Origin of the sequence: Alkalimonas mucilaginosa (genome assembly GCF_036327005.1) — a bacterium.
GTDB classification, from domain to species: Bacteria; Pseudomonadota; Gammaproteobacteria; order Enterobacterales; family Alteromonadaceae; genus Alkalimonas; species Alkalimonas mucilaginosa.
The window spans coordinates 50,082-66,264 of record NZ_JAUGZK010000015.1 but is presented as its reverse complement, the minus strand read 5'-3'; the positions used below and the strand labels follow the sequence as shown (position 1 = coordinate 66,264).

Genomic DNA, 16,183 nt, shown 5'->3' with positions numbered 1-16,183 from the left:
ACGGGCTTTCCAACAGGAAAGCCCTTTTTTATCCGCGAGGTATGCATGTTTTGGGAATTAGTTGCTACAGTTTTTGCCGGTTTGGGCGCAGCCGGTTTGGCTTTATCCGCCCGCTGGATAAGTCGGGGAAGATTAGCACGCTGGTGGATCCCGGTCTCGGCCGGTATCGGCATGATAGCCTTTCAAATTTATTCGGAATACAGCTGGTTTGATCATCAACAAAGCCTACTCCCCGCTGGAGTTGAAGTCGTTCGTAGTAGCGAGCAAACCGCTTTCTTTCGGCCATGGAGTTACCTGTTCCCGCAAACACTGCGTTTTATCGCCGCAGATTTTAACAGTGCAGAAGTGAATCAAATGAACCCCGAGCTGGTCCGCCTGCCGATTTATCTGTTTGAGCGTCGGATGTCCGCCATAGGGCTCACCCTGATTATTCATTGTGGTCAACAAGCTCAATTAACCGAACGGGCGCAGTTGCAGTTACCAATGCCTGGTGAGGCGCTGTCCGGCGAGTGGCAGCAATTGGAGCCTGAGAGCCCGCTACTTCAAGCCTGCCATTGATTTTTTCGAGCATGGTTCGACTAAAGTCGTCTGGTATCCTGGCCTTACTGTTGCTAGATTAGTAAACGGATAGAAGTCATTGCAGGCACACGATGGAAGTCACAGAGGTCACCAAGTTCCTGGCGGAAACCACTCCTTTTGATCAGTTGGATGCTGAGCAATTGCAGGCGCTGGCACGGCAAATGTCGGTGTATTACTTCCGGGCGGGTGAAGAGGTCAATACCGACAGCAACCGCTTGATGATAGTCCGCACCGGTGTGTTTTCATTGTACAGTGATCAGCAACAACTGTTGACCAAGCTGCAAAGCGGTGACTTCTATGGCTATCAGCAATTGCTGACTGATTTGCATGATCAGGATACCCTGCTATGCGATGAAGACGGGCTGGTGTATTGGCTGACCGCCGAAGGCTTTCAGCATATCCGCTATCAGTTCAAAAACATTGAGTTATTTTTTCAGCGGCTGTTTGGTCGACGCTTGCATCAATACAAATCCCAATCAACCAATCGCTTTACCTTAAAAATCAGCGATGTTGCCAAAGCCCGCAAAGTCAGTATTCCTCCGGATGCAACCGTGCAGCAGGCTGCAGCACAAATGACCGAACAACGGGTCTCATCCTTACTGGTGGAGCGAAACAACAAACTGGTTGGCATTATTACCGATCGGGACTTACGCAGCCGGGTGGTGGCTGAAGCATTGCCGGCCGATAGCCCGGTCAGCGACGTGATGACCAGCCAACCCCACACCATCGATTTGCACGCCTATTTGTTTGAAGCGGTGCAGTTGATGAGCCAGCACAATATTCACCATTTACCCGTACTAAAAGATGAGCAGCTTTTTGGCATGATTACTGCCACCGATGTTATTCGGGCGCAGCAGGATCACCCGGTGTATCTGATAGGTGAGATCCATCGCCAACACACTGAAGAAGGTATTTTGCAGTGTGCCAGCCAGATTTTGCATCTCAGCCAAAGCCTTAGTGCCCAGCAAGTTCCAGCGCACGAGGCCAGCCATGTGCTGACGACAGTCACGGATGCTCTTACCCAAAGCTGGATTAAACTGGCAATCAAGCAGCTTGGTGCTCCGCCTTGCGTCTTTACCTGGCTTGGTTTTGGTTCCCAGGCCCGGATGGAGCAAGGCTTAAACGCCGATCAGGACAATGCCCTCTTGCTGGAAAAAGAACCGGAAGGCGAGATCGCGATGTATTTTGAGCAACTGGCAAAAATCGTCTGTGATGGTCTGAACGAATGCGGTATCGTCTATTGTCCGGGCAATATTATGGCCAGTAATCCTGAGCTGCGTCTTAGTTTAAAAGGCTGGTCAAATCAATTCGCCCGCTGGATCCAGACACCGACCCAGGAAGCCTTGCTTAAATCGAGCATTTTCTTCGACTTGCGGCCTATTTATGGCAGCAAAAGCCTGTTTAATGCTCTGCAGCAGGACATACTGGCACGCACCACCGACAAAGCTGTATTTCTGTACCATTTAAGCCACAACGCCCTGAAAGGCAAACCACCGCTCGGCTTTTTCAAAACCTTTACGCTGGAGCGGGATGGCAAGCAGAAAAAAGGCCTGGATTTAAAAAAGCGCGGTTTAATTCTTATCACCGATATGGCACGTATTTATAGTTTAAGTAAGGGTATTAGCGCCATCAATACCCGTCAACGCTTGATCCAATTAGCACAGCAAAAAGTGATGGATGCCAAAGACAGCCAGAATCTACTGGATGCTTTTGATGTGCTGGCCCAACTGCGCTGGGACAAACATCAGCACGATGTGGCTCAGGGCCATGAAGCATCTAACTTACTGGATCCTGCGGTGTTATCGGGCCTGCAACGTCATCAGCTTAAAGATGTGTTTGAGGTAATCAATCAAACACAAAGTCAGATGAAATATCGTTTTTGCCGGGAGCTTTGATTATGTTTGGCTGGTTTAAAAATCCTCCGTTACCCATCAATGAAATTGTCCGCAGCTATGAGCATGCCGCCCAGCCCTCGCCGAAAACGGCTCTGTCTGACGTCAATTTTCTGGTACTGGATTTGGAATTAACCGGACTGGATGCAAAAAAAGATCACATCATTAGTGCCGGCTGGGTACCGATCCGCCGTCAGGAAATCATGCTGGGCGACAGCGCCCATTATCTGGTGAAGTCACCGGTAGGCGTTGGCCAAAGCGCCGTGATCCACGGTGTGCACGACCATCAGTTAACAACAGGTATAGAACTGTGTGAGCTCATGGCGTTGCTGCTGCAAACTTACCCGGGCTATGTGCTGGTAGCGCACCATGCCCAAATGGATCTGGCCTTCTTAACCATGGCCTGTGAGCGCTGCTTTGGCCGCAGTCCTAAATTTAAAGCCATTGATACGCTAAAGATTGAATGGCAGCGGCTGCACAACAAAGGCAAGGTATTAACCCGTGATATGCTGCGCCTTAGCAGTTGCCTCGAACGCCACAAGTTACCCAAGGCGCCTCAGCATCATGCGCTGGCCGATGCTTTTGCCTGTGCCCAGCTGCTGCTAAGCCAAATCCGTCAGCATAGTAGCAGCATGACGCTGGGCGAATTGCAGTCACTATCGCGTTGATTGTTGCAGTGCTCTTAGAACTGGTAACTTAGCTCAAGGCCAAGCTGCCTTGCTTCACCACGCAGCTGCGTGTAGGCCCCCAACGCTGCCACAGAGTCAAACTTCAGCTCTGCATATTTTTGATTAAACAGGTTTTTCCCCCACAATGCCAGCTCCAAATCTGCGTTGATCTGCCAGCCCAGTCGGCCGTGCCAAAGGGCATAACCATCCTGACGGGCATAGGGATCTTGGTATTGATCAAAATAAATAGCCGACTGATAACGAACCCCCAACTGCCAGCTCAGCGCTTGCTGCGCCACCACCTGATGCTGTTCGATACTGGCTCCAATGGTCCATTTCGGGGTAAAGGGCAAGCGGGTATCAGCCACAAAAATAGCACCCTGTCGGTACTCACCAAGTTTTGCCAGAGGAATGTAGCCGACACTAAGCTGTAGCTCGGTACCGGCAGCTGGCCGGTACCGCCAATCGGACTCAAGGCCGGCAATACGACCATCACCGGCATTTTTCAACACATGATAAGGAGCAGCCCCACTGCTGATATTAACGAAGCTTTGCTGATCACGATAATCGTAGTAAAACAGTGCAAAGTCCCAGAAAAAGTTAGCATCCGCTGAGCGCCAGCGACTGCCAAGCTCCCAGGCGTGCAGGTACTCTGGATCGTAGGCTGAGTCGGCAGCCTCTTGCTGGCTGGACGAAAAGCCAGCATTGTATCCCCCGCTTTTGTAGCCACGCGAATAACTGTAATACAGACTATGCCGAGGGTTTAACCGCTGGATCAAAGCAAACTTTGCGGTCCACTCGGTATCCGAGACTTTACCGGACAGATCCCAAAAATCATCCAGGTAGAACGCCACAGTATCCAAATCGGCATTGGCATGATAGCGGGTTTGCTCATCGGTCAAACGCACCCCAGCAGTGAGCTGCCAGGTGCTGGAAAGTTGCTGCTCTACCTGGGCATAAGCGGCCATGGCTTCATTGCGCAAACGGTTACGATAAATGAAAGTGGCAGGTACCGCTGAAAGCTCTGGTACTGCCCTGAAATCACGGAATAAATCCAGCTCATTGTTTTGCACCAGCCGCTCATTCAGGTAAAACAAACCCACAGTCCAGAAACGCTCTGCTTGCTGCCAGTACCAGGTAACTTCCTGACTGAAAAATTCATTATCCGAAGCCAGTACCCCTTCAATAAACTGACCCGGCCCATCAGCATCCCAGGAGTGAAAACGGTTAAAGCTTTTGTAAGCCGTGATCGACTTCATACTGACGCTATCCGATACAGCCCGCTCCAACTGCAAACTGCTGCCCCAGCTGTCAGTGCGATTGCGCTTGTACCCAGTATTGGCACTAGTAGTCCAATAATCATCACTGGGCACCGAAAAGCCAAAATTATCCACACAGTCGCGGCTGCCCACTTCGGCCGGACTGCAGCGCTCCCCGCTGGCCAGATCACGGAAAATGCCGGCACTGTAGACCGGCTTGGGCTGACCGGACCAATGCTCGGAATGCAAGCGCCACAGCAACGACCAGCCTTGCCACTCACTGCTTAGCAGTAAACGGAAGCTAGCCTGCTCCATCCCACCGCCATCGGCGCCGGGAAACAGATTGGTCATGCTGTATTGGTAATCCTGCCAATTAAAAGCAAAACGGGCTGCTGTCTTCTCACTTACAGGGGCATTGACCGCCCCCTGCACACGGTAACTTTGCTGCTCGGCCGCACTGGCACGAATATAACCGGAGAACTCATGCTCTGGCAGGCGTGATCGCAACAGCACAGCACCTCCGGTAGTATTACGGCCAAACAGGGTACCTTGAGGGCCACGCAACACCTCCACCCGCTCCAGATCAAACAGCTGACCGGTCATGAAATTAGCACCGCCACTGACCACCTCATCGCTGTAGATAGCAATAGGTGACACAGTGGAGGTGTTGTAATCAAACATGCCCACCCCCCGCAAAGTAAATGCAGGCGTGGTGCCCTCTGCGGCGGCCTGGCTGGCCATAAAGTTCGGTACCAATGCTGCAAGCTCAACCGCATCTTTGATCTGGCGTTGCTGCAAATACTCGCCATCAAGCACAGTCACCGCTACCGAAACATCATGCAGATCCTGCAAGCGACGCTGAGCAAACACTTCAATGCGCTCAAGCGCATCGACATCCCCCCCTTGCTTCTCTATGGAGGCAAATGCACTGCAAGAAGGGACAGCAAGAACCAGAGCAACGCTGATGGAAATGCCAGAAACACCACGGGCCATATACTTATCCTGTGCCAGAGCATCCTTGCACACCCTACACGCAAAATTTTTCGTACCAGACAACTGGTACTTGATGATTGCATGAAATACTATCGGAGTATTGTTAACAACTCAATTGGAATCTGCTGGATCAATTGCAGCTGGCTGTCGAAGCTTTATTGTTGCGTGCAATGCGTCTAAGCTTGAATTTGTTGAAGTCTGAGGTAAAGCTGCAATGCACCAACTTACTGAATTCAGTGCTATCATTGAGCTAACCCCACTGGGCTTGGCGCATCGCATTTTTCAGGCCAATCACACCACTTTCGGCCAGGTTTATCTGCTGCAAACACCAGTTGAAGGTCAAAAACTAAACACATTACTGCCTTGCCCAGATTGGAGTAATGCCAAAACCCTCGCTGCCTTTTCCGATGCCATGCACCACTACCAGGTGATCGCCGCCACGCCATACCCACTCAGCTTTAATCAGGTGCAACAGCAGATCCAGCTAGGCCAGCAACCGGTGCTGATAGCCATACAAAGCCTGGCTATTATACTGCAACAGGCCCACAAGGCTGGCTATATACTGACAGAGCTCAAAGCAGAAGCTCTGTTCTGGTCCGATACACTCGACCAGGCCTGCCTGCTCAGTTGTCCACAAGCCTCGATCCTGCATGCAGTCCACCCCATTCAAAACCTTAGTGCTCTGGAGCTGCAAAAGCTCCGCACCCTGGCACCAGAAGCATCTGGGCGAGTACATTGCCCGTTGGATCAGCGGGCCGATCTCTACGCTTTTGGTGTATTGGCTTATGCCTTAATTGCGAATGAGTTTCCATTTCAGCAGCAAGAACCTTTGGCGCTTATCCATGCTCATATTGCCAAGGAGCCACAGCCCTTGCATCAACTGAAAGCAGATTGCGATGTACGGCTAAGCCTGATCGTGCAAGCGCTGCTGCAAAAAGATCCGAATCGCCGCTATCAAAATATTGATGCAGTGCTGGAGGATCTGTATCGCTGTCAGCAACCAACCGACCATGACCAGCGCTTCACTCCAGCAGTATTTTCCGGCCTGCAAGCACTGCCCTTCCCAGAGCAACTGTACGAACGGGAACAAGATTTAGCGAGTTTGTTTCAAGCCTTTCATGCGGTAAAAGATACAGCCCAGGGCCAGTTGGTTACTGTTCGCGGATACTCCGGCGCTGGCAAAACCAGTTTGATTGAGCAGTTGCACCCTAAAACATTAGGGCATCAAACCTTTTTCCTGCAGGGCAAGCACGATCAATACCTGCAAGAGCGATTTTTTTCTGCTCTAAGGACCGTCTTTGCACAACTGGCCGAAGTGATATTGCAAGAGCCTGATAGCGAATTACAACACTGGCGGCAGCAGTTGCAACAAGCGGCAGCAGAAGATGGTCAGCTCCTGTGTGAACTGGTACCCGAGTGGCAACCATTGTTGCAACCTGTTGCAACAGCTGACACTTCAGCAACCAGCCTGACGCAGCTGGCACGCTTTGATCGGCTTACATTAAGGCTGTTGCAGCTTGTCACAGAGCGCGGTTATAACCTGATCCTGTTTCTGGATGATATGCAATGGGCTGATCGCGCCACACTTCGCTGGTTGGAGCAACTGGCCAGCGCAGCCGGACCTTTGCGATTGCTGCTCCTGCTGAGCTACCGCGATCATGAGGTGACCGACAAGCACCCACTGCACTTTACCCTGCAGTCATTGCAGCATGGAGCTATGCAACAGCACTCTTTAACGCTAAAACCTTTATCCAGCCAGGCTACCTTGCAATTGGTTGCTGACACCCTGCAATTACCCCCGGCCGAAGTAAACATTTTGGCGGAGCTGTTACTGCAAAAAACCAGTGGCAACCCATTTTATCTCAAGCAACTGATGCAAAAACTGTATCAAACGGACTTGCTGCAATGCGATCTGAACGGACACTGGCACTGGGATAGCAAAGCCATTGCTCAGTTGGACATCACCGACAACCATGCAGCAATCACAGCAGAGCGCTTACATCGCTTCCCTGCCGAGACCCAGAGCTTATTTCAATGGATTGCCTTACTGGGGGAGACTGCGCATTTCAGTCAGTTAGCACAACTGGCTCAAACCTCCGTCTCTGAGTTAGAAAATCAGCTCGCAGCTGCCATTAACACCGGCATTTTAATTGCTTTTACCAGCAGCAATGGACAACAGATAGAAAGTATTCGCTTCGCGCACGATCGCTTGCAGCAAGCTGCTTTTCAGCTAAGTGATGAACAAACTCTCAAACAGCTGCATCTGCAAATTGCCTTGCAATACTACCACCAGCTTCCTCCACAGCAGCAAGATGCCGAAGTGTTGCAGTATTTGCCACACTTCAATGCCGCCCTGCCGCTGAGCCTGGAGCACCTGAGCTTCGAGCGTTTGGCGCAGTTAAACTTACTGGCAGGCCAAAAAGCGCTCAGCAGCAATGCCTACCACAGTGCGTTGCAATGCTGCAATCAGAGCTGGCAATTGCTGCAGGATCATCACCCCCAACACCCACTGCTACCAGCGGTGCTTCGCGGACTGTCGCAAAGTGCCTATCTGACTCAGCAGTATGATGCAGCCTGGGTTTGGTGTCAGCAACTGGTTGAACTGTGTGAAGACCCTGTACTTCGGATGCAGAACTGTCAGCAACAGATTTTGATCCTGTTTGCGCAAAACCAATTGTCAGAAGCCTTTGAGCTGGCCTGCCAGCAGCTGCAAGAAGTGGGTCTGGAGATCCACATTCATCAGAACATTGTGCAGGAGTACGAAACCCTGCTTTCATTGTACGATGCGTCGGCTATTCAGCGCCTGCGCATACAAGCCAAAGTACAGGATCCTGTGCAGCTACAGAGCATGCAAATCCTCGGGATCCTCTTTACCGTCGCATACATCGTCAGTCCGTTGCATTTCATGACGGTAAGCTACCACCTGATGAAACTTAGTTTAACGCAGGGCCACAGCAACGCCTCTCCGCTTGGCTACCTTGGCCATGCGATGAACCTGATTGCTTTGTTCGGTCAATACAGCAAAGCGCTCGAGTTTGCTGATCTGGCACTGCAAGTCGATGCAGACTTTGGTGGTACATACCGTGCCCAGCTCAACTTTCAGCGCGCCTCTGCTGTATTGCCATGGAATGCCCCTTTGACTGAGTCATTGCAAGCGCTGGAAGCAAGCCAGCATCTTGGCTTGCAAGATGGTCAACTGGAGTACGCTGCCCACTCTGCCCTGTTCTCCAGCTTCTACCGGGTGATGAGCGGTCAACCTCTGACACAGGTGCAGCAACTAAGTGAACAAAGCATACAGTTTTTGACAGAAAAGCAGTTTCCATACAACCTGGCTTTTACCAGACTTTGGCATCAGCTCACCCTGGCCTTGCAGGGCCCTGCCAGCAGTGGTCATTTGCTGGAAGGGGAAGCCTTTGCCGAGTCCACGCAACTGGAGGAGCTGCAGCAGCCACAAAATAGCACTTTGTTGTTTTGCTATCACTGTATCAAACTGATGCAAGCCTGGTGGTTTGCAACCGGTGATGAACAGACTCACCTGCAGCAAGCCGAGCCCTTGGTCGATGTAGCCCTGGCTTTGTATCACCAGACAGAGTTTTATTTTTTTCGCGGCCTGACTGCTGCTCGTCTGCTCAAGCAAACAGACCGCGAAACTGCAACACTGTGGCAGACACAGCTGCAGCACAGTATAGAAAAGCTGGAGAACTGGGCCAGACAAAATCCGGAAAACCATTTGCACAAAGTACGGCTGCTGCAGGCAGAAGAAGCCGCCCTGGCCCAGCAGGCCTCGGCCTGGCAAAGCTACCAGCAAGCCATTGAACTGGCAGAGCAACATGGTTTTACCCAGCATGCAGGTCTGGCCCATGAGCTGGCTGCCGATTATTGGCAAAGCATGCAACAGCATTCATTTGCGCTTGAACACAGAGCAAGAGCCTGGCGGGCTTACCAACAGTGGCAGGCCTTTGCCAAAACAGAGCACCTGCTGCTTAAGTTTCCAGAGCTACGCCAACATCCGCTGTTGCAAGCCAGTCAGGCTGCGGCCATCGACCAGCAGCTTGATCTGGCCTCGGTATTAAAAGCGGCAGAAGCTTTGACTGGCCGGGTTGATCTGCATGCCTATCTGCAACGGATGCTGCTGTTGATGGTAGAGAATGCCGGTGCTGATCATGGCTGTCTGCTGCTGCTATCGGAACAACAACTGGAGATGCAGGCAACCACGATGGACGGGCCGCCGGCGCTGCCACAAAAGTTATTAAACTTGGTACAGCGCAGTATGAAAAGTCGCTTGCTGAATGACACCAGTCAAACCACTTTCTTTCATGATGTGAAACAGCCGCCCTGTGCCGTATTGTGTTTGCCTATTGTTGTCAATGCCACCTTTCGGGGCCTGGTCTACCTGCAACATCAACATTTGGTCGGTGCTTTTCAGCAAGAGCGTGTTCAGGTGTTGCAATTGCTGGCTAACCAAACGGCCATCCTGTTTGAAAATACCCGGTTATCGCAGCAACTACTGGAGGCGAATAAAAACCTGGAACAAAAAGTGGTCAACAGAACACGTGAGCTGGCAGATGCCAAGATTAAAGCCGAAGCAGCTACCGAGGCAAAGTCTGCTTTTCTGGCCAGGATGAGTCACGAAATACGGACCCCTATCAATGCAGTGATCGGTTTAAGCCGACTGGCCACAAAACACGGTCCGGAGCCAGAATTATTGGATACCCTGGGTAAGATTCGCAGCTCTGGCGAAATGTTGCTAAGTCTGGTCAATGATATTCTGGACTTTTCCAAAATTGAAGCCGGTAAACTACGGCTGGAAAATACCCGCTTTGCGCTTAGCCCGGTGGTACAGCAAGCCATCAATATGACGGCGTTAAAAGCGCACAGTAAGGGCCTGGAGCTGGTATCCGATCTCTCATCGGATTTGCCACATGAGTTCAATGGTGACCCGCTTCGCCTCCAGCAATTGCTGGTCAATCTGCTCAATAATGCCATTAAGTTTACCGAAAGTGGCTCTGTCTGCCTGATGCTGCACGGCACCCCTCTGTCTCAGCAACGTTTCAAGCTGCATGGCTCGGTCACCGACACCGGTATTGGTATGACAGAGCAGCAACAAAGTAAGCTGTTTCAATCCTTTAATCAGGCTGATGAATCCATTACACGCAAATACGGGGGCTCTGGTCTTGGGCTTAGCATCTGCAAACAGCTGTGTGAGCTGATGGCCGGTGAGATCTGGCTGGAAAGTGAAGCGGGTTATGGCACCACCTTCTACTTTACCATTGAGCTAAACCTTCCGGCACAAGGGTACGAGCATCAGCGCAAACGGTTGGCAACCCGGCAGCTCAAAGCCCTGGTGGTAGACGACATGGCGCTTACCCGCATGGTTTTATTAAAACAACTGGATGAGCTTGGTGTCCAGGCAGAGCAATGCAGCAATGGCCTGGATGCCATTGAACGGGTTGATAAAGCCGCCAGTCGTGGAGAGGATTATGATTTTATTCTGATGGACTGGCGCATGCCTGGTATGGATGGTATTGAAACCAGTCGCTCTATCCAGCATAAGCTTGGTGCTCGCAGCCCCCGCATCCTGATGGTGTCAGCCTACGACAAAGCTGCTGCCAAAGCCTGTTTGCAGGATGTTCGTATTGACCTGTTCCTGGAGAAGCCTGTCAATTACTCCATGCTGCTGGATGCCCTGAGCCCACTGCTGTTTACCAACCAGATTGATAACGTCAGTCGCATCCCACCAGAGCCAACACCAGTGCCTGACCTAACTGGCAAACGGCTGTTGCTGGTAGAAGATCATCCCATCAACCAACAGGTCGCTCTGGGGTTTATCCAGGAAACATCAGCTCAGATTGACTGTGCCGAAAACGGCTTGGTAGCACTGCAACTGCTGCAAAGAAATAGCTATGATTTGGTCCTGATGGATATCCAGATGCCAGAAATGGATGGACTGACCGCTAGTCGGCATATTCGTACGAAGCTGGGGCTTACCGAGCTGCCAATTCTTGCCATGACCGCACATGCGTTGCCAGAAGATATTGAGCGTAGCCAGGCAGCTGGCATGAATGCCCACCTGACCAAACCCATTGCGCCAGAGCTGCTGTACCAAAAGCTGCAGCAGTTGCTACAAGCTACACTCAAGCCTGCCTCCCACACATCAACTGACAGTGCAATGCTGTACCAAAAGCCATCGGCCTTACTGGATGAAACCAGAGCCAGAGTCAACCTGGGATCACAGGCGGCTATTTACCCAAGCTTACTGCATATTTTTTACCACGAACACAAAACCCTGCCCGACAAACTCCGGCATCAGTTGCAGTCCCACGACACTGAAGCACTCCGGCGGTCTATGCACTCCCTTAAAGCTGCCGCCGCTTATATTGGCGCTTTTAGCCTGGCCGATGCCTGCAATCAACTTGAAGCAAAGCTGCAGTCGGACGAAGTAGATACCAGCAGCATCGAAGAAGTACTGGCGTTGTTGCAACCGCTGCTCGACTCCTTGCAGCAGCAAGTCAGCCAGACGAACTTACCTGCAGAAAAATCGCTGGATAGATCCCAGCTCAGAGCAGAGCTGCAGCGACTGGAACCCTTACTGCTACAATCTGACTTTGCTGCAGAGCAGTTGCTGGCACAACTCTGCGCACAAACAAAAGACTCTGAATTTGCAGCAAAGATTGAGCAACTAAACCATACTGTAGCTGATGTGGAGTTTGAGCAAGCGCACCGCCTGTTGCAAGCTCTGTTGCAACAACTACCACCAGCGTAGCAAGGAAGTCGCCTGAGCCATGGATCAACAACCGCATCGCAAGCAACTGGTCTTGATTATCGATGACCAAAAAACCAATCTGAAAATTCTGGGTGATATCCTGCGCCAGGATACAGATATCATGCTGGCACAATCAGCCGAACAAGGTTTTCGTAAAGCAGAAGCCTATCAGCCAGATTTAATTCTGCTGGATGTCCTGATGCCTGACATCAGTGGTTTTGAGCTGATTAAAAAGCTCAAACACAACAGCCAGACCAGCAGTATTCCGGTCATCTTTATTACCGCTTTAAATGATAGCAGTCACGAAGAGCAAGGCTTGCGGCTTGGAGCCTGCGATTACATTTACAAACCCTTTCATGCCGCTATTGTGCATGCTCGGGTCCGGCTGCACTTGCAATTGGCCAGGCAACGGAAAATGCTGGAACAACTGGCCCACATCGACCCTCTGACAGGAATTGCCAACCGCCGTAAATACGATCAGGTGCTTGACCAGTATTGGCGTTCAGCACTGCGTCAGCACAGCACGCTCAGCATCGTGATGCTGGATATTGATCACTTTAAAGAATACAACGATCATTACGGCCATGCCGCGGGCGATAAGGTATTGCACCAGATTGCACACCGGCTCAAAGACAGCCTGAAGCGGCCAAACGACTTTATTGCCAGGTATGGCGGTGAAGAGTTTGTACTCTTACTGCCAGAAAGTGACGACCAGGGCAGTCGCCAACTGATTGAGCAATGTTTGCAAGCTGTCGAAGACTTGCAATTACCCCATGATTACTCCCCGGTGAGCAACATAGTCACTTTAAGTGCTGGTGGGATCAGTTGCCAGCCCAGTCTGTATCAGGAACCTCTCGATGCAATCAAGCAAGCAGATGCTATGTTGTATCAAGCCAAACAATGCGGAAAAAATCGTGTGCGTTGGTTGGGCTAGCAAGGTCCGGCAACAAAAAAGGAGCCGAAGCTCCTTTGTTGTTGCCAATGTCGGTGTTTAACTTTTCGCCCGACTGCGGTATTCATCGGTGCGGGTATCAATTTCAATACGATCACCGGTTTCAACGAATGCTGGAACCATCAGCTCAAAACCAGTATCCAGTTTGGCTGGTTTCATTACTTTGCCGGTGGTATCCCCTTTAGCCGCTGGCTCGGTATACACCACTTCACGCACCACTATGGTAGGCAAATCTACCGAAATTGGCCGCTCGCCATAGAACACCAAGGTACACTGCATGCCATCACCCAGGTATTTTAATGCACTTTCCATGTTCTCGGCTTCCACTTCGAACTGGTTGTACTCTTCATCCATAAAGACATACATAGGATCAGCGTAGTAGGAATAAGTGACTTCTTTGTTTTCCAAAATCACTTGCTCAAACTTATCATCGGCCCGGTAAACGGTCTCAGTCCCCTGGCTGTTCAGCAGGTTCTTTAGCTTCATTTTAACCACAGCTGAGTTGCGGCCAGATTTGTTGTATTCCGCTTTCAAAATCACCATTGGCTCGCTTCCAACCATAATCACCTGGCCAGCGCGCAGCTCTTGAGCAGTTTTCATCATAACAGTAGCTTCTTCTTTCTAGGAAAAATTTGCCGTTAGTATAAATTTATTTTCAACAAAACGCACCAGATTCTTTGCCAGATCCCCCTGTTGGCACAGTTGACCCCGCCACTTCAGACAATGCCATTGCCATTCGGGTCGTAGCCCGGTCAATTGCTGCCAGGGAGCAACCAGCGCCGCTTGCTGGTTCCAGTTCAACCAGAATTGCCATAAGGCTTGCTGCAACGCATCCTCCATCCCCGCTGCAAAACAGTGCCAAAATGCCTGCAACTTGTCCAGGTGCGCATCCTCATCCTGAGGATACAACTGCCAGACAAAAGGCTTACCTGCCCAGATAGCGCGCACTAATGAGTCTTCACCCCGCACAAAATTGATATCAGCACACCATAGCAGCTGATCAAACTGCTGCTGATTGATAAAAGGCAACACCTGCAGCGTTGTATTACCCAGCTGTACCCAAGAACGAGCGGTTAGCTCAGGCAGCAAAGCTCGTAACTCATCTGCCAAAGCTCCCTCAGGCACCAGACAAAGCTGCCTCGCCTCCTGCTCCGCCCAAGTGGAAAGCAAAGACAAGAGTTCTGAATGACGATAGGCAAATAAGCAAATCAACTGCTGATAGCGCTCTGGCTCGGCGATGCCAAGCTTGCCAAGCAACCGCTTTTTGCCACCTTGCTGCAGCCAGGCCGTCATGTCGTCAATCAAACGCCCTTCGCGCAGCAAGCCGCCCGTACCAGGCAAAAAGCCCGGAAAGAAAAAGTGCTTCTGCAATGGCAAGCTTGGATGTGGCGATGGCAGCGCATGACAATCAAGCACCCAGCTTTCTGCCGACAAGTATTCCAGATTTAACCAAACCGGCTTAACCGGTGCCGCCGCCATGGCGTGCAGATAACCTTCAGGCAACTCACAGGCAAAAGCTTCGATCACCACTTCGGCACAACCTGCTTGCTGTATTAAGGCATCAGGTTCAGGCTGCCAATGCCACACTTCGACACCTTCTGTCAGCACTTGCCGGCTTAGCCCGGGCTGCACTTCGGCACAGATACGCTGAAAGCTAAGCAAATCATCCACCCAAAGTCGCACTTTGCAGCCATGCTCAGAACTCAACTGTCGCGCCAGGCGCCAACAGACGCCAATGTCACCAAAGTTATCAATAACCCGGCAAAAAATATCCCAGCGCATCATCAATGCCCCAAGAGCAAACGAAGCAGAGCACCTGTGCCAACCCGCAGACCAAGCAATACAATGGCCAGCAGTATCAGAGTAGTCATCAGCGCTAACAGGTAGTAACCCAGACGGATCAGGCGTATTTTCAGCCGCTGGAAAAAGCCGGCTTTTGCATTCAGCTCTGGGGCTGGTTGCACAAAAAGTTTGATCACCAGTAAGCAGCCAAGCGACGCCAACATCGCAAGTAGCCAAAGCAATACGCTGCTCTGATGCGGCTGTTCCGCACTCAGCACCTGCCAGATAAAAGCAGCGCCACTGAGCACAGCCAACACTAAAATCAACCAGAAAGCCGGCTGCATCATAGTGGCAATACGATGATAGATCCTCAGCATAATTAGTCTCTTTTTTTAGGGGGGGCTGGCTGATGCTGTGGTGGAAAGAGCGCCAACAAACCGGACTCTCCAGCCATGTCTCCAATAACCCACACCTGCTCAAAGGGGTGCTGTTTCGGCAGATGTAATTTGGGGAAATGAGCCAACATCTCATCTTTGGTCCAAAGTGGATTGGCATTCCGGATCACCAGCCAGACCCGCTCGGAGTCGTAACGTTTTTCCGCCTTACTGGCCAGCAAGCTATTGAGCGCAGCCACCAAGCGGGCTTCGGCCGGCATACGCATCAGCGTTAACAACTCCCGGTGAGTGTGTGGCGATAACTCACGCCCAAGAATATGCATGGCTTCAGCTTCACTGCCATACAAATGGGCAATCTCCAAATCCAGCTTTTGGTCGTCGTAGTAACAGGAAACATCGGGACGGCGCGGCTCGTTGTGCCAGATATGACGCATTTTGATGCCAAAGCGCCGTTCATACAAACGCATAAAAATTCGGGCTGCCTCATGCTCCAGCTCTATTTTTTCGTCCCGACCGGACCCCATGGCTGTTGCCTCCATTCTGATAATCAATTGCGCGGGTTATCTCCCCAAGCAAGCACTAAAGTGGATATCATGCTAAGCTTTTCAAAATAGTACGCAATTTTACTACGCTCGACCAGGCTTTAACTTTAATCAAGGAGAACAGGATGCAACGTATTATTGGAGTAGCTGCACTGATAGCCGGAGCCATTTTACTGTACTTTGCCTATACCGAGTACAACTCCACCGCCTCACAAATCACCGAAGTCATTACCGGCAACCCAACCGATAACACAGTATTGTATTTAGTTGCAGGTACTGTAGCCGCCGTTATTGGCCTTGGGTTGTTACTTAGAAAAGGCCGTTAACGGCCTCCATTATGAACAGGGCCATCACCCGG

Annotated in this window: 11 protein-coding genes; 6 read left to right on the top strand and 5 right to left on the bottom strand. The window is 51.1% G+C overall.

The genetic code is table 11. The features are described 5' to 3' along the window. The first annotated feature begins 45 nt into the window (after positions 1 to 45). The 3 genes from QWF21_RS15760 to QWF21_RS15750 all read left to right on the top strand — a co-directional run bounded on the left by QWF21_RS15760 (position 46) and on the right by QWF21_RS15750 (position 3,139). Positions 46 to 558, top strand: a complete 513-nt coding sequence (locus tag QWF21_RS15760; RefSeq protein WP_330089005.1) for a hypothetical protein — start codon at positions 46 to 48, stop codon at positions 556 to 558. Positions 559 to 650: 92 nt separating this feature from the next. Then, positions 651 to 2,474, top strand: a complete 1,824-nt coding sequence (locus tag QWF21_RS15755) for a putative nucleotidyltransferase substrate binding domain-containing protein (RefSeq protein WP_330089004.1) — start codon at positions 651 to 653, stop codon at positions 2,472 to 2,474. 2 nt (positions 2,475 to 2,476) lie between these two features. Then, positions 2,477 to 3,139: a 3'-5' exonuclease gene (locus tag QWF21_RS15750; protein WP_330089003.1), complete on the top strand. Its 663-nt coding sequence runs from the start codon at positions 2,477 to 2,479 to the stop codon at positions 3,137 to 3,139. A gap of 14 nt (positions 3,140 to 3,153) precedes the next feature. Here the strand turns inward: QWF21_RS15750 and QWF21_RS15745 are convergent, their stop codons facing one another. Beyond that, a complete protein-coding gene (locus QWF21_RS15745) occupies positions 3,154 to 5,391 on the bottom strand; it encodes a TonB-dependent receptor (RefSeq protein WP_330089002.1) in 2,238 nt (745 codons plus the stop codon). Between the two features lie 214 nt (positions 5,392 to 5,605). Between QWF21_RS15745 and QWF21_RS15740 the strand changes: the two genes are divergently transcribed. Both QWF21_RS15740 and QWF21_RS15735 read left to right on the top strand, forming a co-directional pair. Continuing rightward, positions 5,606 to 12,154: a response regulator gene (locus QWF21_RS15740; RefSeq protein WP_330089001.1), complete on the top strand. Its 6,549-nt coding sequence runs from the start codon at positions 5,606 to 5,608 to the stop codon at positions 12,152 to 12,154. A 19-nt stretch (positions 12,155 to 12,173) separates the two neighbouring features. Beyond that, entirely contained in the window at positions 12,174 to 13,088 is a 915-nt protein-coding gene (locus tag QWF21_RS15735) for a GGDEF domain-containing protein (protein WP_330089000.1), read from the top strand. Between the two features lie 57 nt (positions 13,089 to 13,145). Here the strand turns inward: QWF21_RS15735 and efp are convergent, their stop codons facing one another. From efp to QWF21_RS15715, 4 genes are read right to left on the bottom strand one after another with little or no spacing between them, the layout of a single operon-like run. Next, entirely contained in the window at positions 13,146 to 13,706 is a 561-nt protein-coding gene (gene efp, locus QWF21_RS15730) for an elongation factor P (RefSeq protein WP_330089023.1), read from the bottom strand. 21 nt (positions 13,707 to 13,727) lie between these two features. Further along, positions 13,728 to 14,891, bottom strand: a complete 1,164-nt coding sequence (gene earP / locus QWF21_RS15725; RefSeq protein ID WP_330088999.1) for an elongation factor P maturation arginine rhamnosyltransferase EarP — start codon at positions 14,889 to 14,891, stop codon at positions 13,728 to 13,730. Then, positions 14,891 to 15,265 (bottom strand): hypothetical protein, encoded by a 375-nt coding sequence (locus tag QWF21_RS15720; RefSeq protein ID WP_330088998.1) that lies wholly within the window; start codon positions 15,263 to 15,265, stop codon positions 14,891 to 14,893. Before QWF21_RS15720 ends, earP begins: the two co-directional genes overlap by 1 nt. 2 nt (positions 15,266 to 15,267) lie before the next feature. After that, positions 15,268 to 15,807 carry a hypothetical protein gene (locus tag QWF21_RS15715; protein ID WP_330088997.1) on the bottom strand — a complete coding sequence of 180 codons (540 nt, stop codon included), beginning with the start codon at positions 15,805 to 15,807 and terminating at the stop codon, positions 15,268 to 15,270. Positions 15,808 to 15,950: 143 nt separating this feature from the next. Between QWF21_RS15715 and QWF21_RS15710 the strand changes: the two genes are divergently transcribed. Further along, the gene (locus QWF21_RS15710) at positions 15,951 to 16,151 is read left to right on the top strand and encodes a DUF3185 family protein (RefSeq protein ID WP_330088996.1); all 201 of its coding nucleotides are present in this window, start codon (positions 15,951 to 15,953) and stop codon (positions 16,149 to 16,151) included. Positions 16,152 to 16,183 lie beyond the last annotated feature (32 nt).

Coding starts and splice junctions, on each gene's coding strand:
- QWF21_RS15745 (WP_330089002.1), bottom strand. CDS start 5,391: ATGGCCCGTGGTGTTTCTGGCATTTCCATCAGCGTTGCTCTGGTTCTT.
- QWF21_RS15720 (WP_330088998.1), bottom strand. CDS start 15,265: ATGCTGAGGATCTATCATCGTATTGCCACTATGATGCAGCCGGCTTTC.
- QWF21_RS15750 (WP_330089003.1), top strand. CDS start 2,477: ATGTTTGGCTGGTTTAAAAATCCTCCGTTACCCATCAATGAAATTGTC.
- earP (WP_330088999.1), bottom strand. CDS start 14,891: ATGATGCGCTGGGATATTTTTTGCCGGGTTATTGATAACTTTGGTGAC.
- QWF21_RS15740 (WP_330089001.1), top strand. CDS start 5,606: ATGCACCAACTTACTGAATTCAGTGCTATCATTGAGCTAACCCCACTG.
- efp (WP_330089023.1), bottom strand. CDS start 13,706: ATGAAAACTGCTCAAGAGCTGCGCGCTGGCCAGGTGATTATGGTTGGA.
- QWF21_RS15715 (WP_330088997.1), bottom strand. CDS start 15,807: ATGGGGTCCGGTCGGGACGAAAAAATAGAGCTGGAGCATGAGGCAGCC.
- QWF21_RS15760 (WP_330089005.1), top strand. CDS start 46: ATGTTTTGGGAATTAGTTGCTACAGTTTTTGCCGGTTTGGGCGCAGCC.
- QWF21_RS15710 (WP_330088996.1), top strand. CDS start 15,951: ATGCAACGTATTATTGGAGTAGCTGCACTGATAGCCGGAGCCATTTTA.
- QWF21_RS15755 (WP_330089004.1), top strand. CDS start 651: ATGGAAGTCACAGAGGTCACCAAGTTCCTGGCGGAAACCACTCCTTTT.
- QWF21_RS15735 (WP_330089000.1), top strand. CDS start 12,174: ATGGATCAACAACCGCATCGCAAGCAACTGGTCTTGATTATCGATGAC.